A 21,924-nucleotide genomic window follows, 5' to 3' on the forward strand; every position below is an offset into this window, starting at 1 on the left:
GGCATGCACGTCACCGTGCTCGATGTCGACGAGCGGGCCCGCGCTACACCGGCAGCAGCACGACGACGGCCAGCACCACGAACATCGACGCGGCCAGCGGTGCGGCGGCGAGCACCCCACTGGGCAAAGCTGATCCGCTCCCCGGCCGTCTCCTCGATCGGCCCGCGGCCGATCAGGTTGGGCGGCGTCGCGACCGGCTGAGCAGGCCGCCGACGCCGGCGTAGGCCGGCATCAGCGGCAGGGCCGCGGAGAGCAGCAGGTGGGTCGGGTCGAAGTCCGGCTTCACCAGACCGCGGCCCTGCATCAGGGTGGCGATGACGGTGAGGATGGCGCGGGCCGGCCCGCCGGGCCGGACCTCGCATCAGGGCGTCACAGTTCCAGGTTGTCGATCAGTGCCTCGACGACCCGGCCGGCGGAGGCGTCGCCGTCGACGTCGCGGATCAGGATCCCGGCGCCGGTGGTCGCCTCGATCGACTTCTGCAGGACGACCCGGTTCAGGGGTGCGCACGGTCGCCCGGCGCGGCGAGCGCGGCGGTGACCGCTGCGGCGTCCGGCGTGCTGATCACCAGCTCGTCGTAGCCGAGCTGGGGCCGGAAGCCGGGATCGACGACGATCCGCACGGCCGGGACCCGGCGCCACGCGCTCACGAACCGGCTGACCGGGCCCCCCACCCCCCAGCGGCCGATCTTCACGACCCCGGTGACGACCAGGCCCGCCCGGGCGACGCCGGTCACCGAGGCACGGGTGGGGCGCTCGGTGTACTCGGCCGCGCGCACCGCGGTCCGCGGCACCACCAGCTCCGCGCGACCACCGCTGAAGAGCCGTTCGACCGCCGAGAGCCGCACCGTGATCGCACAGTCGCCGACCTGGATGTCCGCCATGGTCCCCCCTAGGATGTTCTCGCTTTCGGTATTGATACCAGATTTGGAAATGGAGGACCAGTGCCGGACCCGCGCTCGCTGGCCGATCTCCTGCATCAGCCGGTTCGCTGGCGCATCGTGCAGAACCTGATCGGACGCCCGCTCACGACCGGACAGCTCGCGCAGCGGTTGCCCGACGTGCCGACGACGACCCTCTACCGGCACGTCGCGGTCCTGGTGCAGGCCGACGTCCTGCGGGTGACCGGCGAGCGGCGGATCCGCGGCGCGGTGGAGCGGACCTACGAGCTGAACACCGCCGCGGCCGACGGCGACAACGAGGCTCCCGACCGCGACCGGCTGCGGACGATGTTCACTGTGTTCCTCGCCGGTCTGGCCGGCGACTTCGATCGCTACCTCGCGGCCGACGACGTCGATCCGGTGCGGGACCGGGTGAGCTTCCGGCAGGCCGCGCTGTGGCTGTCCGACGGGGAGCTCGCCGAGCTGCAGGAGCGGATCACCGAGGCGTTCGCGCCGTTCCTCGAGCACGATCCGGAGGAGGGGCGGACGCGGCGCATCCTGTCGACGGTGCTCCTGCCGGCCGACCGGGGTTAGCTCGCGGTGCGGATCACCACCCCCGGGCGGCCGGGTCCGGGCTCGTGACGGCCTCCGTCGACACCGTCCTGGGATATGACGACGGTCAGCCCGCAGCCGGCCCACCCGACGTGCGTCCGGTCGGTTCCGGCGACCGCGCACCCCGATAGGTCAGGTACCGCAGCAGGGTTTCCGCCGGCCCCCGCCACCCGGCCCGCCCCAGCACATCGGCGACGACGACGGTGCCGATCCAGGTCGCGACGGCGGCCGCTGCAGCCGTCGCCGCACCCAGCCGGCCACCGAGGTCGAGCAGCGAGGGCTCGGTCATCACCAACCACACCGGTGACTGGGCGAGGTAGCAGGTCATGGACCGGCGGCCGCACGCCACCAGCGCGGTCGTCACCGGGCCTCGCCGGTCCCCGATCCGGCCGGTGACGAGCGCGATGACCGCCATGAACGCGAGCCCGCCCGCGATGCCGGTCACGGCGAACACCGCCACCGCGAGGGCGCCGACCGCGGCGCTGCCCGGGCTCCACAGACCGACGGCCTGCAGCGCGACCGGCTGCGCCCCCAGCACGGCGACCGGGAACCCGATCAACGCGACCCGGCGCAGCAGCGGCACCCGGCGGGCGTCCTCCAGCAGGCGCTGCCGGCCGGCCCAGATCCCGAGCAGCACCGACGGCGCCACCGCCAGGGCTGCGACCGGCAGCACCGGCAGCACCATCGCGCGCAGCGCCGCGCTGTCGAGGAGGGTCGGCCCGACCGGCAGCGGCACGTCGGGGCCGGTCGCCGTCTGGAGCGCGGTGGCGGCGAGCACGCCGACCGCCAGTGTCACCCCGGTGACCACCCACAACCGGCGGCCCGGCCAGCTCACCACCCCGGCGAACATCACCGCGAACGCGCCGTAGGCGCCGATGACGTCACCGGCGTAGAGCAGCACCACGTGCGCGACGCCGAACACGACCAGCCAGATCCCGCGCCGGCGGATCAGCCGCCGGGCCCCGGCGGGGTCGCCGTCGGGGCCGGTCAGCCGCCGGGTCATCTGGACCAGGCCGTAGCCGAACAGCAGCCCGAACAGCGGCGCGGCCCGGCCGTCCACGAAGGACGTCAGCAGCCACTGCACGGCGACGTCGGCCGGGCCGCCCCCGGCGGGAGTGGTCAGCGAGTTGCCGCCCGCGTGCAGCATCCGCGAGTGCGCGAGCGCGATGAGCAGCAGCATCACCCCCCGCGCGAGGTCCGGGGCGAGCAGGCGTTCCGAGGCCGGCGTCGGCGCGGTCACGCCGCGAGGTCCTGACATGGACCGGACGGTAGGGCCCCCGACCGGTGCCGCGGATCGGCCGGGCGGCCCGAACGCGTCCGACCGAAGTCGGGGTGGCCCGAGCCGTCGGACGGAGCCGGATCAGAGCGTCATGTCGATGACGACCCTGCCGGACACGTGCTGCGTTTTCACCAGCGCCGGCGCCTCCGCCGCCCGCGCCAGCGGGTGGGTCGCCGTGATGCTCGGATCCAGCACGCCGGTCGTCCTGGGCTCGGGGACCTGCTCGATGCCGGCGCGGTCCAGCCGGCGGCGGGCGAACTCGCCTCCGATCCCGGTCACCGGGCGGTCCCCACCGGGACGACCGGCCCCGGCGTCGATGTCAGCGGGGCGACCCCGCGCAGGGAGGTACCGCCGACGATGTCGACGACGCCGTCGAACCCGTCCGGGGCGTGTGCCCGGAGCCGGTCGGCGACGTCCCGGGCGGTGTAGCGGTGGATGTGCCGAGCAGCAGGGTCGTGCCCGCGTAGCTGCCCGCACCGGTCAGTGCGAACCCGGTGATCCGGTCGCCGACGCTGAGCCCGGTCACGTGGGCGCCGACCGCGAGCACGGTCCCGGCCGCCGCGACCCGGATCAGGACCTCGGCGGGGCCGGGTGCCGGATCGGGCCGGTCGATGAGCTCCTGGACGTCGGCCCCGCCGAACGCCCGGTACCCCGGTGCCGTGCTGTGCTCGCTTCCCGGTTCTTTCGTCACCGTCGCGACGCCAGGAGCTGACGCCGGTGTCAGGTGCTCGCCGATGTGACGCGCGGAGCGTCAGGTCCGATCCGGGGCTCCCGATCGGCCGGCGCCGTGTCGCCCGCCCGGATCAGGGGGCGACAGCAACCGCATGACCACCCGCGGGAACCCGCCGGACACCCCCGACGTCGGCGACGCCATGGTGAACCCGGCCGCCTCGAACAGCGCCCGGGTGCCGACGTAGGCCATCGTCAGGTCGACCTTGCGCCCGCCGTTGTCGACCGGGTAGCCCTCCACCGCGGGCGCGCCGTGCCCGCGGGCGAACGCCACCGCGCCGTCGAGCAGGGCGTGCGCGATCCCGCGGCCGCGGTGCCCGGCGCGGACCCGGAAGCACCACACCGACCAGACGTCGAGAGCGTCGATCCGCGGGATCGTGCGGGAGCGGGCGAACGGCAGCTCCGCCCGCGGGGCGACCGCGGCCCAGCCGACGACGTCGTCGCCGTCGTAGGCGAGCACGCCGGGTGCCGGCTCGCGCTCGGTGAGCTCCCGGACGTACTCCCCGCGGGCCCGCCCCACCAGCGACCGGTGCTGGGCCGCCGGGAGCCGGTGCGACAGGCACCAGCAGACGCTCGCGTCCGGGTTCTTCCGCGGGCCGAGCAGGGTCGCGACGTCGTCGAACGAGACCGCCGGGCGGACGTCGAAGGGCACCCGGCGAGGATAGGCGTCCGGCCCGGACCCGGCCCGCCGCGACGCGGGACGGCCCGGGCCGCCGGCCTCACCCCACCCCGCGATCGACCGGGTCGAGCACGTCGGCGAGCCCCGTCCGGGTGAGCAACCGGGCCCGCCACCTGGGCCGGGGCGCCGAACGCGGTGATCACGGCGGCCCCGGCGAACGGGCCCATCGGCACCGCGACGGCGCGCCCGGACCGCCCGCGCGGCGACGCCGATCACCCACTCCATCGTCCCGTTGCTGTTGGCGACCGAGAACAGGTAGGTCACGCCGAGGATCAGCAGGAACGGCGACGCCGGGAACCCGGCCAGGATCCCGGCCGTGCTCACACCGCGACTGCCTGCTGGACCTGCGGTGCCGTCGGCGGCCGCGGCGCGGACTTCGTGGCGAACGCCACGGCGTCGGCATCCCGGTGCGGCGAGATCGGGATGGTAGAGCACGGTGCCACCGTCCGCGGCCGGGCCGCCCGCCCTCGCCCACCAGGAACAGGAGAAGGAGCGGATCCGCGCCGAACGCGAACGTCAGCGCGACGAGGACGCCGCGCGCAAGGAGTTCGAGTGCGAGAAGGCCCGGCTGCCCAAGGAGCAGAACTCGATCAGCTCCATTCCGCCATCGAGACGCCCCCGGCCGACGACGAGCCGGTGCTCGGCAATCGGGCGGCCCGGAACGGCGCAGGAGCGGGACCGTGCTGAGGGGGTGCCTGGAACCGGACGTAGTGGTGCGCGGCTTCTTCGTCGCGAACAGCCTGCGGCCGCTGACCGACTACATCGCGGTCACCTCGACACGGGTGCTCGCCGGGCAGGTTTCCGACCTCGGCCACAGTCCCCGACGGTGCGCGCCGCCCGCCTCACCGAGGTCGTCACCATCGACTCCGAGCCCGCGCCGATCACACGCGTCTACCCGAGCTCAGCGCACAGCTCCGGGACGGCGGCCAGGTGTTCCTCGGCCAGCTGCTCGCCGGTGAGGACGAACAGTCGCTGCGGGCGGTCGCCCGGCTGCCCGCCGACACACCGCCGCCGTCCGCCGGGGTGGACCGCTCCACGCCCCCACCGATGCCCGCCGACATCGCATCGACCCCTCGCCACCGGACGACGGAGAGCGGGCGGAGACCGAAGCGCGCATCCGCAGGCTCGCCGACGAGGCCGTCATCGACGAGGCGCAGGCACAGTACTCCGCTCGGTGCTGTTGCCCTGACCGCGAGCACGCCGGTCGCGCCCGTCAGGCCCCGTCGATCCGCTGCCACCGGAAGGGATCGTCCTCGAGCCCCGCGCGGTCCCAGTGCCCGAGATCGGCGGCGGCCTCGTAGCTGCTGCGCAGGAACTCGGTGACCGCCCGATCGGGATCGGGCGCGGCGCGGGCGACCTCGTAGGGCAGCAGGAACTGCTGGAACTCGGTGCTGAAGAACGCGCCGTCCGGCCCGACCGGCCGGTCGGCGAACCCGTCGGGCCCGGGATAGGCGTAGGAGTAGAAGGCGCCCTCCTCGCCGCCGCCGGGCCAGAAGCCGCAGCTGGACAGCTCGCGGGAGTAGCCCTCGACCATGACCCAGTCCCCGCAGTTGGGCACGCCGCCGGGGTGCGCCGGGGCGGGCCTGCCGGAGAACCGGGTGCAGGCCAGGTCCATGCCGCCCCAGAAGAAGTGCACCGGGCTGACCTTGCCGACGAAGTGCGACCGGAACTCGCCGATCACCCGGTTGGCCTGCAGCAGCTGCCGCCAGAACAGGGCGGCCGCGGTGCCGTCGTAGGAGTCGTGGACGTGGTCCTCGGCGAACGGGATGGCCGGGTCGACCTCGTTGGGGTGCGGCCGGATCGGGGCGTCGATCCCGAGCTCGCCGAGCGCGGCCATGACCCGGGCGTAGAACTCGGCGACCGGCATCGGCGCCAGCGGGACGGTCCGGGTGCCGCTGTCGCTGCTGCGGATCTCCAGCCGGTGCCCGAGGAAGTCGAACTCGATCTCGAAGGCCCCGGTGCCGTACGGGACGGCCGAGGTGCTCAGCCCGCGCGGGGTCACGTAGAGGGCCACCTGCCACCAGTGGTTGACCAGCGGGGCGTGCGCCATCCGGATCTTGCCCACGATCTGGGTCCACATGTGCAGGGTCTCGCGGGTGGCGGTCCAGTCCGCGACCCGCAGGGTCGGCCAGGCCGTCGTCGAGGTGGTCATCGACCGAGTGTCCGGCCGCCGGCCGCGGACCGCATCGGTCGGTCAATCCGTCGGCCCGCCGCGGGGGTCCGCGCCCGGGTCGGCGGGCAGGGCGGCAACCGGGCGGCCGGGATGGATCTGCGGGCCGGTGATCGCGCACTGCGCGTAGGAGTCGGGCCGGATCAGGGTGCCCGGCTCCGCCTGGTCCGGCTCCGCGGCGGACCGGCGGACGAACGCCACCGCCAGCACGGAGGCGGCGACCATCAGCGCGGCGCTGATCAGCATCGCCGTCCGGAAACCGGCGCCGAACGCGACCGGATCGGTGTAGTCCTCGCCGGTGATCCCGGCCGCCACCGGGATCACCGCGACCGACAGCAGACCGGCCGCCCGCGCGATGGCGTTGTTCACCCCGGAGGCGACGCCGGCGTGCCGGTCCGACGCCGAGTCCAGCACCGTCGAGGTCAGCGGCGCGACCACCAGGGTCAGCCCGGAGCCGAACACGACGATCGGCAGCAGCACGTCCACACCGAACGACGCGTCCACCCCGATCCGGGACAGCAGCAGCAGGCCGGCGGCGGCGAGCAGGGTGCCTCCCGCGATCGGGATCCGCGGCCCGATCCGCTGGCCGAGCCGTCCCGCGCGGGCGGAGAACACGAGCATCAGCAGGGTCACCGGGAGCAGCGCCGCGCCGGCCTGCAGCGGGGAGAAGCCGACGACCACCTGCAGGTGCAGCACCAGCAGCACGAACAGCACCCCGAGCGCGGCGTAGACCATCAGGGTCACCGCGTTCGCGGCGCTGAACTGCGCGTTGCGGAACAGGGTCATCGGCACCAGTGGATGCGTCGAGCGGCGCTCGACCAGCACGAAGCCGGCCAGCGCCAGCAGGCCGGCCACGCCGACCGACAGCACCACGGTGTCGGCGCCCTGCTCACCGGCCGCGGTCAGCGACCAGGTCAGCCCGGCGAGACCCAGCACACCGAGCGACGTGCCGGCGACGTCGAGCCGCGGCGCGGCGTCCGGGTCACGCGACTCCGGGACGTGCCGGGCGGCCACCACCACGATGAGCACGGCGACCGGCAGGTTCACCAGGAACACCGCGCGCCAGCTCCACTCGACGAGCCAGCCGCCGAGGAACGGGCCCACCGCACCGGCGATCCCGCCGAGCCCGGACCACGCACCGACCGCCGCCGCCCGGTCCGCGCCGCGGAACGACGCCGAGATGATCGCGAGGCTCCCGGGGGTGAGCAGTGCCCCGCCGACGCCCTGCAGCGCCCGGGCCGCAACCAGCATCTCGATGTTCTGGGCGACCCCGCACAGCAGTGACGCCACGGCGAACCAGACGACGCCGATCACGAACACCCGGCGCCGCCCGAACCGGTCCCCCAGCGACCCGCCGAGCAGGATCAGCGACGCCAGCGTCAGCGTGTAGGCGTTGACCGTCCACTGCAGACCGGAGAAGCCGGCGTCGAACTCGGCGCCGATCCGCCCGAGCGCGACGTTGACCACGGTCGCGTCGAGCATCGCCAGCGCCGACCCGAGCACCGTGGTGAACAGCACCCAGCGCCCGCGCGACGTCCCCATCCGCAGGCCGGGCCCGTCCAGCCCGCTCATCCCGATCGCCTCCCCGATGCCGCGAACCGGCATCACACGGTGGCACCGCGGCGGCGCCGGCGCGAGCCGGGGCGCCGGTCAGTCCGTGACCCGGCTGGCCGCCCGGTACTCGAGATCGGCGAACTCCGGGTGGCGGGCCAGCCAGCCGGCGATGAACGGGCAGACGGCGAGCACCCGCAGCCCGTCGGCCCGGACCGACGCGATCCCCTCGCGGGCCAGCGCCGAACCCACCCCCTTCCCCTCGAAGGCGGGCTCGACCTCGGTGTGCACGAACGCGACGAGCTGCGCCGTGCGCGCGTACTCGGCGACACCGGCCAGGGTCTCGCCCTCGCGGGCCTCGAATCGGTTCGCGGCCCGGTTGTCGGTCACGACGATCATGTGGCGTCCTCTCGGCGGTGGCCCGCCGTCAGCGGTACTCGGGATTGGCGTGGTCGGCGTGCCGGGTGGCGTCCCAGACCGTGCGCTGGTTGCCGTGGGCCGGGAAGCCGCCGGCGTTGCGGATCATCGACGCGGTGTGCATCAGGTTGTAGGTCATGAAGGTGATGTTGCGGTTGGTGAAGTCGTTCTCCGGGCCGCCGGACCCCTCGTCGAGGTAGGACGGGCCGGGCCCGACCTCCCCCAGCCAGCCCGCGTCGGCCTGCGGCGGGATGGTGAACCCGATGTGCTGCAGGCTGTAGAGGATGCTCATCGAGCAGTGCTTGAGGCCGTCCTCGTTGCCGGTGAGCAGGCAGCCGCCCACCCGCCCGTAGTAGGCGTACTGGCCGTGCTCGTTGAGCACGCCCGAGTAGCCGTAGAGCCGCTCGATCACCCGGCGGGTCACCGAGCTGTTGTCGCCCAGCCAGATCGGCCCACCGATGACCAGGATGTCGGCGGCCAGGATACGGGCCAGCAGGGCGGGCCACTCGTCGCCGTCCCAGCCGAACCCGGTCATGTCCGGGCGGACGCCGGTGGCGATGTCGTGGTCGACCGCGCGGATCTGGTCGACGTGGACGCCGTTCGCCTCCATGATCGCAACGCTGCGGTCGATCACGCCCTGGGTGTGGCTGAGGCCCGGCGAGCGGTTCAGTGTGCAGTTGACGTACACGGCGCGCAGCCCGGTGAAGTCGGGCTTGGCGGTCGGGGGCGTGCTCACGCCCCGAGTGTCGGGTGGCCGGACCGGGAGCGAATCGGTCGGCGGATCGGTCGCCCCGGTCGCGTCGCCCTGTCCGGCACCGGAGATCGGTTGGTTACGCTGCACCGGGTCGCCGGGTGGGCCCGTGGGAGGGCTGCGGTGACGACGGAGCTGGTGGGCCGGGGCGCCGAGACGGCAGCGCTGGACCGGCTGCTGGCCCGGGCGGCGGACGGCGCGGGCTCCGCGCTGCTGCTGTGGGGCGAGCCGGGGATCGGCAAGACCGCGCTGCTCGACCACGCGGTGGGCGCTGCCGCCGGTTCGACGGTGCTGCGCTGCCGCGGCACCCGGATGGAGGCCGGGCTGGCGTTCGCCGCCCTGCACGAGCTGCTGTGGCCGGTGACCGACCGGCTGGACGCCCTCCCCGCGCCGCAGGCCGCCGCGCTGGGCGGTGCGCTGGGCCGGACCGGGGAGCCGGCCAACCGTTTCCTGATCGGTGCAGCGGTGCTGTCGCTGGTGTCCGACCTGGCCCGGCGACGGCCGGTGCTGGTCGTCGTCGACGACGTCCAGTGGATCGACGAGGCATCCGCGCACGCACTCGGGTTCCTGGCCCGGCGGGTCGCGAGCGATCCGGTCGTGGTCCTGCTCGCCGGGCACGAGGAGCCGGCGACCGGGCCGTGGGACGGGCTGGCCGCCCTGCAGATCGGCGGGCTGGCCGACGATGACGCCCGCTCGCTGGTCGCCGCCGCCGCGCCCGGCGCCGATCCGGCGCTGGTCGACGCCACGGTCCGGACGGCGGGCGGCAATCCGCTGGCCCTGCACGAGCTGCCCACCCTCGATCGCGCGCCCGCCGACACGCCGCTGCCCGCGCCGGGCCCACCGGTGCCGATCGGCCCCCGGTTGCGGCGGGCGTTCCGCGACCGGGTCGCCACCGTGCCGGAGCCGGCCAGGGCGCTGCTGCTGCTGGCCGCGGCCGAGGACCGGGGCGACCGGCACGTCGTGCACCGGGCCGGGGCCGAACGCGGCGTCGACGACTCCGCCTGGGACGACGCGCTGCGCTCGGGCCTGCTGCGCGCCACCGGGTCCCGCGTGGAGTTCCGGCACCCGCTGATCCCGGCGGCCATCTACGACGGCGCCGCGCTCGGCGACCGGCAGGCCGCGCACCGGGCCCTGGCCGCGGCCCTGCCCGCGGACGCGGTCGAGGAACGCGCCTGGCACTTGGCCGCCGCCGCGGACGCGCCGGACGAGGAGGTCGCCGCGCTGCTCGAACTCGCCGCGGCGAAGTCGCTGCGCTGCGGGGCCGGGCCGGCCGGCGCGCGCACCCTGCGGCGCGCCGCCGAGCTCTCGCCCGCGCCGGCCCAGGCCGCGCGCCGGTTGGCCGCCGCCGCCCGCGCCGCCTGGGAGGCCGGGCACGCGGAGGCCGCCCGGCAGCTGCTCGACGACGCCGAGCGGCTGGAGAGCGGGACCGACGTGGCCCGGGCCAGCAGCGGCCTGCGCGGCATCCTCGAGTTCGCCACCGGCATCCCGGAGCGCGCCCACCACCACCTGATCCGCGACATGGACGCCGTCGCCGGCACCCGGGACGCGGTGCAGCTGGGCTCGGTGGCCGTCCGCGCCGCCTGGTCGGCCGGCCGGTCCGACCTCCAGCAGGAGGCGCTGCAGCGGCTGCTGGGCGTGGACGCCGACGACGACCCGGCGCTGGCCGGGCAGCTGCCGGCGTTGCGGACCCTCTGGTCCTGCTACGACCGGACCGGCGGGCCCGCCCCGATCACCGCGGCCGCAGCCCGGGCCGCGGCCGACCGGCTCGAGTCCGTCGCCTGGGAGCTGCTCCCACCGGCCCCGCTGGTCCAGCTCTGGGGCGTCGTGCAGCCGGTGCGCGACCTGCTGCGGGTGCAGGCCGCCGCGCTGCGCGACCGCCACGAGCTGGCCGCGCTGGCGGTGGTCCTCGCCCAGGGCGCGGTGCTCGACCTGGACGCCGGACGCTGGGGCGCCGCCGAGGCCGCCGCGGTCGACGGCCTGCAGCTCGCCCGGGAGGTCGGCGCGGACCACGTCGCCACCCAGTGCCACGGCACCCTCGGGCTGCTCGCCGCCGCGCGCGGCGACGACGGCGCGGTCGACGGGCACGCGCGATGGGCGCTGGAGGTCTCGGCGCCGCGCGGGGTTCGGGCACTCAGCGGCGCCGCGCACTGGCCGCGCGGCCGGGCGGCGCTGTTCGGCGGGCGCCCCGACGAGGCGCTGGACCACCTGATGCCGCTGGCCCGGCCCGGTCACGACGCCGCCCACCCCACGTTCGCGTTGCTCGCCGCCGCGGACACCGCCGAGGCGGCGGTGCAGGCCGGGCGCCTCGACGTCGCCGCGACCCGGCTCGCGGCGGTGCAGGACTGGGCCCGGCGGTCGGGGGCGGCCTGGGCCGAGGCGACCGTGCACCGCCTGCAGGCCCTGACCGGCGGGTCAGGGACAGCCGAGGCATCCTACCGGCGCGCGCTCGACCTGGCGGAGACCGCGGGCACCCCGTTCGAGCAGGCCCGCACCCGGATGCTGTACGGCGAGTGGCTGCGCCGCGCCCGGCGCCGCTCCGACGCCCGCCGCCAGCTCGCCGCCGCCGCGGCCGTGTTCGACCGGCTCGACGCCGATCCGCTGCGCAGGCGGTCGCTGCGCGAGCAGGACCTGGCCGACGCCCCGCCCGCCCGCCGCGGGCCGGGACCGGCCGCCGGGCTGACCGCCCAGGAGCTGCGGGTCGCCCGGCTGGCGTCCGACCGCCTGACGAACCGGGAGATCGCGGCCCAGCTCCTGATCAGCCCGCGCACGGTCGGCCACCACCTGGCCAACGTCTATCCCAAGCTCGGCATCAGCTCCCGGACCGAGCTGGCCCGGATCGACCTCGCCGGGGACCTGCGGATCGGCGCGGACGCCCGCGGCCGCTGACCGGGGGCGGTCCGGCCGGGCGCCGCCTCAGCGCCCGCCGGGGCCCGCCGCGAAGGCACCGAGGTGGAGCAGGACCACCGCCGCCAGGTTGGGGAGCCGGGTGCACCCGGTGGTGACGTCGGTGCCCGACGCGTAGTGCGCCCGCATCAGCTCGGAGAACCCGACCGGCGAGACGTCCGCCGGGGCGTCGGCCAGGATCCGGTTCGCGGTGTCGATGTCGGCCCGGGTCAGGCAGGCGGACCACAGGCGCTGCCGGATGCAGATCCGATCGGCTCCGACGCTGTCGACGGTGAGCCGGGAGGACCCGACCAGCGGGCTCAGGCTGTCGCCGGGCGCGAGGCGGCTGACGACGTCGGTCCAGGCGATCACGGGGTCCTCCTCGGTGGGGTGCGGCATCGGCGCGGATCCGGGACCGGCGTCACGTCGTCGTCCCGGCGGGGCCCGCCGGGCCGGCCCGGGTAACGGCCCGCGGCCCGGTGGAAGCTCGCCAGCCGATCCCGGTGCGGGACCACCGGACAGGTCCCGCAGTACGACGGCCGGACCGCGGCCGCGCAGCGGAACGCGAGGCAGCAGGTGCGCCGCCACACCACCATCCACCGGTCGCCGTCCGCGGCGGGATGGCGCACCGACTCGACCGAGACCAGCCCGCGCAGGCGCGGTGCGGCGGCGAGCACGTCCCGGGCGGTGCCCGCGAGCGCGTCGCGGTGCGGCGCCGACCAGGACAGGGCCAGGAAGACGTGTGCGACGGCGACGGCCACGTTGCCCCACAGGACGCGCCGGCCGACCCGCGTCTCGCGGTGCACCTGCTCGACCAGCAGCTCCAGGTGGCCGTCCACCAGGGCGGTGACGACCTCGCCGACGGCCGGCCCGGCCGGCTGCGGGGTGCCGACGAACCCGATCCGGAACGACCCGCCCGGGTCGTCGGTGTCGATCACCACGTTGGCCCAGGCCGGGTCCAGCCAGCGGCCGTGCAGCAGGTGCTCGCCCAGCACCGGCCAGACCAGCCGGCGCGCGTAGGCCAGCACGAGCAGCGACCCGGCCGCCGCCGCGCCCGCCCCGCGGGCACGGCGGACGGCCAGGATCATCGACGGGAGGTCCCGGTCGACGACGGTGCGGGCGGGACGGCCCGGCCCGTCGCCGATCCCGCAGTCGGCGGTGAACTGTGCGGCGACCTGCGGCGGCAGCGCGAGATCCGGCGGCACCGGCGCTACTCCAGGAAACCGAGGTCTTTGAGCACGTGCGCCGCGGAGGTGGCACGCACGTCGGCGACGAGTGTCCGGTACTCCTCCACGAACAGGCCTGCGTGCCGGCTCATCCGGTCGGCCTCGACGAGATCGACGGCCTTCTCCAGGTCCGCGCGGCGCAGGGTGTCGCGCCAGAGCGCGTTGCGGATGTGCACCCCGTCCGCGTCGACCCCGGTGACCTGCAGGGTCTTCCCGCCGGCGACGGTCGGGATCCGCGCGCCGCCGTCGTACTTCCGTTCCACGTCCGCCCAGATCAACGGCATGCGATCAGTCCTGTCCCTCCGGATCCGGGGTGCCGGGCAGGCCCGGCGCCGCGAGCGTCCTCATGAAATCCAGCGTCGCCGCCCGGCGTCGTGCGGCGTCGTCCTCGTCGCAGCCCAGCCCGCGGGCGAGGGTCTCGACGTCCTCGGCCCGCAGGCACACCGCGACGAGCACCTCGCGGTGCTCGGCGGGGACGGCCGCCAGCCGCGACCGCAGCTCCGGCCACCCGCAGACGCGGGCCAGCCCGCCGGTGTCGGCCTCGACGATGCGGGCCTCGGCCAGGGTCGCGATCCGGCCCGAGTAGGGCAGGCCGAAGTAGCGGAACACCAGCGGCCGGGAGACGAGCCCCGCGACGACCTGGACCGCGACCTGGTCGGCCAGGCTCGCGTCGACCAGCCGGTGCGTGCAGGTGTAGAGCACCGCCTCGTAGGTGGAGCGAACCCGCTCCAGCCATTCGGCGAACTCCCGCTCGTCGTCGGTGACGGTGGGCTCGCTCGTCGTGTCGGCGTACACGGTCGCCTCAGCGCCCCGCCACCGGCGGCGCGGCGGTGCCCACCGGGTGGGCGTCTGCGACTCCGGGCATCGGGATCGTCGCCTTTCGCGGTCGCCGCGGCCGACCGGTCGGTGGGTGGGGTGCAGGGACGGCGGGCCGCGGCCCCGGCCGTCCGGGTCGTGCAGGGCGGGGCGGGCGGCCGGCAGCCGCCCGCCCGCCCCGGTCGTCACGGAGTCGGCACCACCGTCTTGGTCATCATCGCGATGTGCTCGGCCTGGACGACCGTGAGGTCCTTGGAGGCCGGCGCGTCCCCGCGGATGGCCTCGTGCGGCACCACGACCCAGCAGGCACAGCCCCAGATGCACTCGCCCGCCATGCCGTCGAAGCGGATCGACTGCTCGGAGAGCATCACCCCGAGATCGAGCAGCCAGGAGTGCATGAGGAGCTTCTCCTCCCACGACTCGATCTTGTCGTAGGCGTCACGGGCGGCGAAGAACGCGGTGAAGTCGCTCTTCGCGACGCCCGGGATGACGATGTTGGAGTACGCGGTCAGCTCGTCGAAGAACTCGCCGAGCGTGGTGTTGACGGTGCCGTCCTCGCCGTCGAGCACGTACTCGCCGAGGGTGGACTCGAGCTTCTTCTGCAGGGTCTCGTTCCACAGCTCCCGCGGCGACACCGTGTGCGCCTCGATGTAGTCGGTCTTGAATCCCTCGCGCAGGCCGGAGAACTGCGGGATGTAGCCGATCCACTTGCCGACGACCTCGCGCCACTTGCTGCGCGGCTCGCCCGGGAGCACCTCGACCCCGGGGTGGGTGAACTTGGCGACGTCGAACACCGTCCAGGTCCGGTCGCCGGAGATGTTCCGCTCGTGCGGCGCACCGGTGAAGCCGGCCGGACGGAGCATCTTGAACAGCAGCCGCCCGTAGTCCTGCACGACGAACCGGGTGAACGAGTCGTTGACGAATTTGCGGGTGACCATCTTGCGCAGGTGGTCGCGGACCGCGGGCTTGCCGGCCTTGGTGTAGGAGCCGAGCCGCTGCCAGGAGTGCTCCTGGGGCAGGGCGAAGAAGCCGCCGGTGAACGGGTTCTTGTACAGGTCGCCCCAGACCGCCATGACACCCTGGTTCTTGGCGTCGTCGAGCATGCAGTCGATCTCGTTCATCGTCGGGAACAGCGCGGCGTCGCCGCCCGCGTGCTCCTCGTCGCCGGAGAACGGCATCGCCGCGACGCCGACGACCGGGATGCGCCGCCCGAGCTTGACGTTGGACAGGTGCCGGGCCAGGTCGACCACCATGCCGGAGCCGGTCCCGCCGGCCATCGAGAAGAAGACCAGGACGATCGACGGGAGCTTGGTCGCGTTGATCGAGGCGACGAAGTCGTCGAGCTCCTTCTCCAGCGACTTCTCCTCGCCGTAGTAGTAGTGCCCGTAGATCGCCTTGGACACCGCGCGCGGAATCGACTCACCGGCCTTCGGCATCTCCATGTCGGCCGGCAGCCACGGCTCGTAGTTCGGGTTCCAGTAGTAGCGCGGGTACTCCATCTTGAGGTACTCCCGCCAACGGTTGAGGCTGGTCAGGAGGTCCTTCTTCTCCGGGACGTCCAGCGAGACGGCGCGCACCTGGGCCCGGTCGGTGGGGATCCCACGCTCCTCCAACCGCTGGTTGAAACCGCCCATGTACTCCTTGAGCTCGTGCTGGTCCTGATCGCCGATGTCGATCGAGAGACCGGTGAACCGGGCACGCGGGTCCTCGAGCATGTCCTCGATCTCACCGGTGCGCAGCAGGGCCTCCACCATGTAGGCGCCGGCCTTGCCGATGCCGATGGCGTGGATGCAGTGCGGGGACTGCGCGCCGGTGGCGCTGTGGTACATGGACAGAGCCATTGCTGGCCTCCTCGGGATGTCATGGGTCGTCGCCACACGGCCGGTGCGGTCGTGTGCCGATCGGTGATGGGGGGTGAACCGGTGGTGCGGTGGCTGCGTCGTGACCGGTCCCGGCCGGCCTAGCTGACGTAGCCGAGGTCCTTCAGGATGGTCGCGGCCGTGGTGGGGCGTTCGTCGGCGATGTAGGTCCGGTAGTAGTCGACGACGTCGCCGTAGTTGCTGGTCATCTTCCCCTCGTCGAGCAGGGTCATCGCCTTCTCCAGGTAGGCACGGGTGATCTTGTCCTGCCAGAGCCGGTGGGAGACGTAGACGTACTCGTCGTCGGCGCCGGTCACCTCGAGCGTGCGGGCGCCCGGCATGGACGGCAGCTGGGCGCCCCCCTGGTAGCGGGCGACGATCTCGGACCAGTCGGTGGCCATCGCCCGCTCCTCAGCCCGACGCCGGGACGCCGACGCCGGACGAGGCGACCGCGGCGACGTCCTCGTCGCTGATCGGTGAGGCCACGCTCTCGCCGCGGATCGCGGCGTGCGGCACCACGACCCAGCAGGCGCAGCCCCAGATGCACTCGCCGCCCATCCCGTCGAACCGGATGGAGGGCTCGCAGAGCATCACCCCGAGATCGAGCAGCCACGAGTGCATGAGCAGGTGTGCCTCCCACTCGAGCGGGTCGTAGAGATCGCGGGAGGGCACGAACAGGCCGAGATCGAGCTTCGACGCCCGGGGCAGCACCACGCTGACGACGCCGTCGCCGGGGGTCTCCACGGACTCCACGACCGGCTCCACCCGGGTGGCGGCGACACCGGGGATCGCGCCGGCCACGGCCGCCGCGGCCGCCGCGGCCGCCGGACCGGTGCCGAACACCCGCGCCTCGGCGTACTCGGTGGCGAAGCCCGCGATCAGCCCGAGCCCGGACAGGTCGCCGGCCTCGGTCGGCGGGCGGGTGGCCAGCAGGTTGATCCACCGGTCGCTCTGCTCGCCCCGGATCGCCGGGTGCCACTGGTCGCCGGGCACCGCCAGCCAGTTGAGCGCCTTCAGGGTCTCGTAGAGGTCCTTGCCGCCCCCGGCGGTGCTGAACGAGGCGATGGCGTCGACCGGGCTGTGCGTGCCGTCGTCCGGCACGGCGAAGAAGCCGCCGGTGAACGGGTTCTTGTACAGGTCGCCCCAGACGGCCATCACGCCGTTGTTCTTCTCCGTGTCGATCATGCAGTCGAGCTCGTTGATCACCGGGAAGAAGGTCGCCTCGGGCTGCTGCGGCAGGACGCCCATGCCGATCACCCAGGGCCGCCGGCCCAGCTTGATCGAGGAGAGGTGCCGGGCGATCTCGACGACGATCCCGCTGCCGACGGCCTCGGCCATCGAGAACGCGACGACGACGAGCGGGGTCTGTTCGCTGGTGAGCACACCTTCGGCGAACTCGTCCATCGCCGTGGTGATCTCGCGGTTCTGGTAGTACTCGGCACCGTAGATCGCCTTGGCGATCGCCCGGGGCATCTCCGCGCTCGATCCGGGGATCTCCAGGTCCCCAGGCAGCCACGGCTCGTAGTTCGGGTTCCAGTAGTAGCGCGGGTACTCCATCTTGAGGAACTCGCGGTACCGGTTGAGCGCCGAGGACAGGTCGGGCCGGCTCGGGATCGGTAGCTCGACGGTGCGGACCGCCGGATCACCGGCCGCCACACCGGACAGGCTGCCGGCGCCGATGTCGACGGCGAGTGCGGTGAACCCGGGCGGCGCGATGCCGGAGATCGCGGAGACGACCTCCGCCCCGGTCGCGCCCAGGCCGAGCACGTGCAGCGAGAAGGGACCCTCGTGGTCGCCCGCGTGATGGACCTTCTCCTTGCTCAGCGCCTCGATGCGGGCGAGCGCGGTGTCCGCCGCCTCGTGGCCGTGGCCGTGGCCGTGTCCATGATCATCGGACATAGGTGTCTGCCTTTCCGGGGATGCTTCCTGGGGTGTGAGAGCCACGCGCGGCCGCGAGGCGTGAGAGGGAACCGCGCCGGACCGAGTCGGCCACCGCACGACCCGCGTCGGCCCGCCGGCTCCGGGCGGCCCGCAGGCCGGGCACGGAGAACTCGGCGTGCTGGACCTCGTAGTCGATCCCGCCGCACAGACCGAGCACGCGCCCGTCGTGACCGACCAGCGACGAGTGCCCGACCCACTGGCGCGACCCGACCGTGCCCGCGGCGTTCGCCGAGGCCACGTAGCAGCCGTTGGTCCAGGCGAGCCCACGGGCCGCCTGCACGATCCGGCTCGGTCCGGCGCCGGGGGCGGTCCAGCAGAGGATCACCAGCTCGGCCTCCCGGAGCCCGGGATCGGTGAGCGCCGGCCGGGGGCCGTCGGCGAACGCCAGGGCGGTGCGCAGCCCCCCTGGCCCGTCCACGATCCGCGGCCGGCGCGCGGCGTCACCGCCCGCCGGTCCGCTCACGTGACCGGCGACGACCGTGCCGCGGTCGTCGAGCAGGACCATGCGGTGGGACGGGTCGTCCCGGGTCGCGCCGGCGCTGACCGACACGGCGAGCCAGACCCCGGCCGCCGCGCAGGCGGGCCCGAGCACGTCGAGCGCCTCCTCCGGGAACGCCAGCGCAGGGCGCTCCCCGGTGCCCGTCCCGATCCCGTGCACGCCGTACTCGGGGAGGACGACGAGATCGGCCCGGTAGGCCCCGGCGAGACCGGACACCACCCCCGCGGTCCTGAAGTAGGACAGCCGGGCGTCGGTCCGGGTCCGCACCGTGGGAACGAGCTGGTTGACGACGACGACGCCGACCGTCCCGCCGTCTCCGACCTCGAACGACATGTTGCCCTCCCCTCCTCGTCGACCACTGGAGATGAACCTACGTGAATATCTGCTTTTGGCAATACCTTCTGTGTGAAGTAATTTGGTCGCAACGGTGCCGGCGCGGCCCGGGCCGGTGTGACCGGCCCCGGGATCGACTGGAACGTGCGGACGACCTAGCTTTACAATGACAGTGTTTACGGTGACAGCAGTGTGTCGCGGTGCCCGACCCGACGAGGTCGGCGCGCCCGCACGGGTTGTCCGACGCGGGACAGGCCGCTGTGGGGGTGCGGGGATTCGATGGGCAGGACCCGACAGGTCACAGAAGGTACAGAAGGCACAGCGAGCACGGCTGACGCCGGGGGCACGGCTGAAGCCGGGCCCGCGCCCCGGCTGCAGATGAGCCGGCTGCTGGGCCAGGTCGAACGGCAGATCGCCCGGTTGCTCGAGGGCACGCTGAGTTCCGAGGGCCTGACCGTCGACCAGTGGCGGACCCTCGATCTCCTGGCCGACGGCGAGGGGCATCCGATGTCGGAACTGGCCGGATCCCTGGTGGTCCCGGGCCCGACCCTGACCAAGATCATGGACAAGCTGGTCGACGCCACGCTGGTGTACCGGCTGGTCGACGACCGCGACCGGCGCCGCGTGCTGGCGTTCCTCTCCGAGGAGGGGCGGAGCCTGCACACCGCGATCGAGCCGCGGGTGGCCGCGGTGGAGGCCGAGGCGGTGGCCGGCCTCGGTGCGGACGCGCTCGTGCTCACCGATCTGCTCGCCCGGCTGGCCGAGCAGAACGCCCCGGCGGGCGCGCGCGGCTAGGCGCGCCCCGGGCCGGGCGTCGCGCTGCGGGCTCGGCGTCCGGCGGGGCCGGCCGCCGGAGCTACGCACCGCCGTGGATCTCGGCCAGGACGTCGAACTCGAGACCGTCGGCGCGGGCCAGGTAGATCCGCTGGACCAGGTGCTGGTCGCGGACCCGCACCGCTCCGCGCGGACCTTCGTAGGCGACCCGGTCCGCCACCGTGGACAGTCGCGGGACGTCGGTGGAGCCGGCGGCCGCAGCCAGCTGCGCCAGCAGGGTGATCCCCTCGTAGCAGGACTCGCCCGGCGAGGCCAGCGCAGGAGCCGTCGGGCCGATCGTCTCCAGGTAGCGGCGCTCGAAGTCCAGGCCGTACCCGGTGCCGAGGGTCTCGAAGTAGCCCGCGGCCGAGTAGAGCTCGTGGGTGTTCGCCGCACCGGTCGCCAGCAGCATGTTCTCGTCCATCAGCGGGCTGAGCCGGATGCAGTGGTCGTGCAGCCGCATCTCGGTGAACGCGCGGTTGAACCGCACCGCGTCGGAACCGAGCAGGAACATCAGCACGCCCTGCACCCGGGCGCGTTCGACCCGCCGCAGGACCTGGCCGAAGTCCTCGGTCCCGAGCGGGGTGAAGATCTCGTCCCGGATTTCGGCCCCGACGTGCTCGGCGTAGCTGCGGGCGTAGCGGGCCGACGCGCGCGGCCAGACGTAGTCGTTACCGACGATCGCCCAGCTCCGGATGCCCATCTCCGCCGACATCCAGCGCATCGCGGGCAGCAGCTGGTCGGTCGGGGTCTCGCCGGTGAGGAAGACACCGGGTGACCGCTCGCCGCCCTCGTAGACCGCGGTGTAGACGTAGGGCACCCGGCCGCGCAGCCGGGGCGCGAGCGTCTCCCGGACGGCCGAGGTGTGCCAGCCGGTGACGGCGTCGACCAACCCGGCATCGACCAGAGCGCCGACCTCGCTCGCCACCCGGCCCGGGGACTGCCCCCCATCCACGGTCCGCAGCCGCACCTCGCGGCCGAGGATGCCGCCGGCCTCGTTGATCTCGATGGCCGCGAACCGGCCGCTGGCCTGGCAGGACGGCCCGTAGATACCCGACGGTCCGCTGGCCGGCACGACGAACGCGATCTCGATGACATCTGCGGTCACGCGAATCTCCGTCTTGTCCGCACCCGACGATGCGCTGAGTCTGCACCCGTCGTATTGCCTGCATGTTGACGACCTGTAGGCCGATCGGGCGACCGGCCGGCGTGCCGGAACCGGGGGTCAACGGCCCCCGGTGCATCACCTTGACACAGCCGTACCTTTATAAATATCTTCATCGTGAAATTTCTCCGGGTGGTTCCACCCGGAGGCCCGCCGGTCACGCGGGCAGCTGGGCCGAACGCCGTAGTGCGAGGTCACAGCCGTGCCGATCCACGTCGTCGTGCGCGCCCGTCCCGACCGGCCCGTCCCTCGCCAGGAGGAAACATGCGTCACGGAGACATCTCGTCGAGCCCGGACACCGTCGGCGTCGCGGTCGTGAACTACAAGATGCCCCGGCTGCACACCAAGGCCGAGGTGCTCGACAACGCGGGCCGGATCGCCGAAATGATCATCGGCATGAAGCAGGGCCTGCCCGGCCTGGACCTGGTCGTGTTCCCCGAGTACTCGACCATGGGGATCATGTACGACCAGGACGAGATGTACGCGACCGCGGCCACCGTCCCGGGCGAGGAGACCGAGATCTTCTCCGACGCCTGCCGCCGGGCCGGCACCTGGGGCGTCTTCTCGATCACCGGCGAGCGCCACGAGGACCACCCGAACAAGCCGCCGTACAACACCCTGGTCCTGATCGACGACGAGGGCCGGATCGTCCAGAAGTACCGCAAGATCCTGCCCTGGACCCCGATCGAGGGCTGGTACCCGGGCGACTCGACCTACGTCGCCGAGGGCCCCAAGGGCATGAAGATCTCGCTGATCATCTGCGACGACGGGAACTACCCGGAGATCTGGCGGGACTGCGCGATGAAGGGTGCCGAGCTGATCGTCCGCCCGCAGGGCTACATGTACCCGTCCAAGGACCAGCAGGTGATCATGGCGAAGGCGATGGCCTGGGCGAACAACTGCTACGTCGCGGTCGCCAACGACACCGGCTGGGACGGGGTCTACTCCTACTTCGGGCACTCGGCGATCATCGGGTTCGACGGCCGCACCCTCGGCGAGTGCGGCGAGGAGGACTACGGCGTGCAGTACGCCCAGCTCTCGCTGAGCGCGATCCGCGACGCCCGGCGCAACGACCAGTCCCAGAACCACCTGTTCAAGCTGCTGCACCGGGGCTACACCGGCGTGCACGCCGCCGGTGAGGGCGACAAGGGCATCGCGGAGTGCCCGTTCGACTTCTACAAGCTCTGGGTCACCGATGCGCAGAAGGCCCAGGAGGCGGTCGAGGCGATCACCCGCTCGACGGTCGGGGTGGCCAGCGCACCGGTCTACGACCTGCCCTACGACAAGACCCGGAACGCCTGAGCGACCGGTACCCGGACCATC

Annotated in this window: 23 protein-coding genes and 1 pseudogene; 4 read left to right on the forward strand and 20 right to left on the reverse strand. The window is 73.7% G+C overall.

From position 1 onward, the window contains the following. Positions 1 to 172: 172 nt before the first annotated feature. Entirely contained in the window at positions 173 to 304 is a 132-nt protein-coding gene (locus tag ABZ881_RS12710) for a hypothetical protein (protein WP_358484204.1), read from the reverse strand. Positions 305 to 494: 190 nt separating this feature from the next. After that, positions 495 to 881, reverse strand: a complete 387-nt coding sequence (locus ABZ881_RS12715; RefSeq protein ID WP_358484206.1) for a hypothetical protein — start codon at positions 879 to 881, stop codon at positions 495 to 497. A gap of 60 nt (positions 882 to 941) precedes the next feature. Between ABZ881_RS12715 and ABZ881_RS12720 the strand changes: the two genes are divergently transcribed. Further along, entirely contained in the window at positions 942 to 1,472 is a 531-nt protein-coding gene (locus tag ABZ881_RS12720) for a helix-turn-helix domain-containing protein (protein ID WP_358484208.1), read from the forward strand. A gap of 85 nt (positions 1,473 to 1,557) precedes the next feature. Here ABZ881_RS12720 and ABZ881_RS12725 read toward each other — a convergent pair whose 3' ends face one another. The 9 genes and pseudogenes from ABZ881_RS12725 to ABZ881_RS12765 form a co-directional block, all read right to left on the reverse strand. Continuing rightward, a complete protein-coding gene (locus tag ABZ881_RS12725) occupies positions 1,558 to 2,748 on the reverse strand; it encodes a DUF418 domain-containing protein (protein WP_358484210.1) in 1,191 nt (396 codons plus the stop codon). A 102-nt stretch (positions 2,749 to 2,850) separates the two neighbouring features. After that, entirely contained in the window at positions 2,851 to 3,048 is a 198-nt protein-coding gene (locus tag ABZ881_RS12730; protein WP_358484211.1) for a hypothetical protein, read from the reverse strand. 40 nt (positions 3,049 to 3,088) lie between these two features. Beyond that, positions 3,089 to 3,460 (reverse strand): hypothetical protein, encoded by a 372-nt coding sequence (locus tag ABZ881_RS12735; protein ID WP_358484213.1) that lies wholly within the window; start codon positions 3,458 to 3,460, stop codon positions 3,089 to 3,091. Between the two features lie 60 nt (positions 3,461 to 3,520). Further along, complete coding sequence (locus ABZ881_RS12740) at positions 3,521 to 4,150, reverse strand: GNAT family N-acetyltransferase (protein WP_358484392.1); 630 nt, start codon at positions 4,148 to 4,150, stop codon at positions 3,521 to 3,523. Positions 4,151 to 4,369: 219 nt separating this feature from the next. Beyond that, positions 4,370 to 4,612, reverse strand: a pseudogene (locus tag ABZ881_RS12745) (hypothetical protein); the annotation flags it as partial. A 778-nt stretch (positions 4,613 to 5,390) separates the two neighbouring features. Then, the gene (locus ABZ881_RS12750) at positions 5,391 to 6,329 is read right to left on the reverse strand and encodes a DUF5996 family protein (protein ID WP_358484215.1); all 939 of its coding nucleotides are present in this window, start codon (positions 6,327 to 6,329) and stop codon (positions 5,391 to 5,393) included. Positions 6,330 to 6,371: 42 nt separating this feature from the next. Further along, positions 6,372 to 7,919: an MFS transporter gene (locus ABZ881_RS12755; protein WP_358484216.1), complete on the reverse strand. Its 1,548-nt coding sequence runs from the start codon at positions 7,917 to 7,919 to the stop codon at positions 6,372 to 6,374. 78 nt (positions 7,920 to 7,997) lie between these two features. Further along, the gene (locus ABZ881_RS12760; protein WP_358484219.1) at positions 7,998 to 8,297 is read right to left on the reverse strand and encodes a GNAT family N-acetyltransferase; all 300 of its coding nucleotides are present in this window, start codon (positions 8,295 to 8,297) and stop codon (positions 7,998 to 8,000) included. A 28-nt stretch (positions 8,298 to 8,325) separates the two neighbouring features. After that, positions 8,326 to 9,051, reverse strand: a complete 726-nt coding sequence (locus ABZ881_RS12765) for a flavodoxin family protein (RefSeq protein ID WP_358484221.1) — start codon at positions 9,049 to 9,051, stop codon at positions 8,326 to 8,328. Between the two features lie 138 nt (positions 9,052 to 9,189). Here ABZ881_RS12765 and ABZ881_RS12770 point away from each other — a divergent pair, with 138 nt between their 5' ends. Further along, complete coding sequence (locus ABZ881_RS12770; RefSeq protein ID WP_358484222.1) at positions 9,190 to 11,952, forward strand: AAA family ATPase; 2,763 nt, start codon at positions 9,190 to 9,192, stop codon at positions 11,950 to 11,952. A gap of 27 nt (positions 11,953 to 11,979) precedes the next feature. Here the strand turns inward: ABZ881_RS12770 and ABZ881_RS12775 are convergent, their stop codons facing one another. The 8 genes from ABZ881_RS12775 to ABZ881_RS12810 all read right to left on the reverse strand — a co-directional run bounded on the left by ABZ881_RS12775 (position 11,980) and on the right by ABZ881_RS12810 (position 18,623). After that, on the reverse strand, positions 11,980 to 12,321 hold the full coding sequence (locus tag ABZ881_RS12775) for a hypothetical protein (RefSeq protein WP_344019507.1): 342 nt from the start codon (positions 12,319 to 12,321) through the stop codon (positions 11,980 to 11,982). After that, positions 12,318 to 13,154, reverse strand: a complete 837-nt coding sequence (locus ABZ881_RS12780; RefSeq protein WP_358484224.1) for a ferric iron reductase — start codon at positions 13,152 to 13,154, stop codon at positions 12,318 to 12,320. Before ABZ881_RS12780 ends, ABZ881_RS12775 begins: the two co-directional genes overlap by 4 nt. A 5-nt stretch (positions 13,155 to 13,159) precedes the next feature. After that, positions 13,160 to 13,459: a hypothetical protein gene (locus tag ABZ881_RS12785; protein ID WP_344019511.1), complete on the reverse strand. Its 300-nt coding sequence runs from the start codon at positions 13,457 to 13,459 to the stop codon at positions 13,160 to 13,162. Positions 13,460 to 13,463: 4 nt separating this feature from the next. Next, complete coding sequence (locus tag ABZ881_RS12790) at positions 13,464 to 13,970, reverse strand: hypothetical protein (protein ID WP_358484226.1); 507 nt, start codon at positions 13,968 to 13,970, stop codon at positions 13,464 to 13,466. A gap of 206 nt (positions 13,971 to 14,176) precedes the next feature. Beyond that, entirely contained in the window at positions 14,177 to 15,832 is a 1,656-nt protein-coding gene (locus tag ABZ881_RS12795; RefSeq protein WP_344019515.1) for a tubulin-like doman-containing protein, read from the reverse strand. 119 nt (positions 15,833 to 15,951) lie between these two features. After that, positions 15,952 to 16,251: a hypothetical protein gene (locus ABZ881_RS12800; RefSeq protein WP_344019517.1), complete on the reverse strand. Its 300-nt coding sequence runs from the start codon at positions 16,249 to 16,251 to the stop codon at positions 15,952 to 15,954. A 10-nt stretch (positions 16,252 to 16,261) separates the two neighbouring features. After that, positions 16,262 to 17,749: a hypothetical protein gene (locus ABZ881_RS12805; RefSeq protein ID WP_358484228.1), complete on the reverse strand. Its 1,488-nt coding sequence runs from the start codon at positions 17,747 to 17,749 to the stop codon at positions 16,262 to 16,264. Next, positions 17,739 to 18,623, reverse strand: coding sequence for a nitrilase-related carbon-nitrogen hydrolase (locus tag ABZ881_RS12810; protein ID WP_358484229.1), 885 nt, complete (start codon positions 18,621 to 18,623; stop codon positions 17,739 to 17,741). The genes ABZ881_RS12805 and ABZ881_RS12810 overlap by 11 nt, the downstream gene beginning before the upstream one ends. A gap of 378 nt (positions 18,624 to 19,001) precedes the next feature. Here ABZ881_RS12810 and ABZ881_RS12815 point away from each other — a divergent pair, with 378 nt between their 5' ends. Next, the gene (locus ABZ881_RS12815) at positions 19,002 to 19,418 is read left to right on the forward strand and encodes a MarR family winged helix-turn-helix transcriptional regulator (protein ID WP_358484231.1); all 417 of its coding nucleotides are present in this window, start codon (positions 19,002 to 19,004) and stop codon (positions 19,416 to 19,418) included. Positions 19,419 to 19,479: 61 nt separating this feature from the next. On the opposite strand, the gene ABZ881_RS12820 is transcribed toward ABZ881_RS12815, so the two are convergent. Beyond that, positions 19,480 to 20,544, reverse strand: coding sequence for a substrate-binding domain-containing protein (locus ABZ881_RS12820; protein ID WP_358484233.1), 1,065 nt, complete (start codon positions 20,542 to 20,544; stop codon positions 19,480 to 19,482). Positions 20,545 to 20,865: 321 nt separating this feature from the next. Here ABZ881_RS12820 and ABZ881_RS12825 point away from each other — a divergent pair, with 321 nt between their 5' ends. Further along, the gene (locus ABZ881_RS12825; protein WP_358484235.1) at positions 20,866 to 21,903 is read left to right on the forward strand and encodes an aliphatic amidase; all 1,038 of its coding nucleotides are present in this window, start codon (positions 20,866 to 20,868) and stop codon (positions 21,901 to 21,903) included. Positions 21,904 to 21,924: the final 21 nt, after the last annotated feature.

This window comes from Pseudonocardia sp. NPDC046786, assembly GCF_040645415.1.
GTDB classification, from domain to species: Bacteria; Actinomycetota; Actinomycetes; order Mycobacteriales; family Pseudonocardiaceae; genus Pseudonocardia; species Pseudonocardia kongjuensis.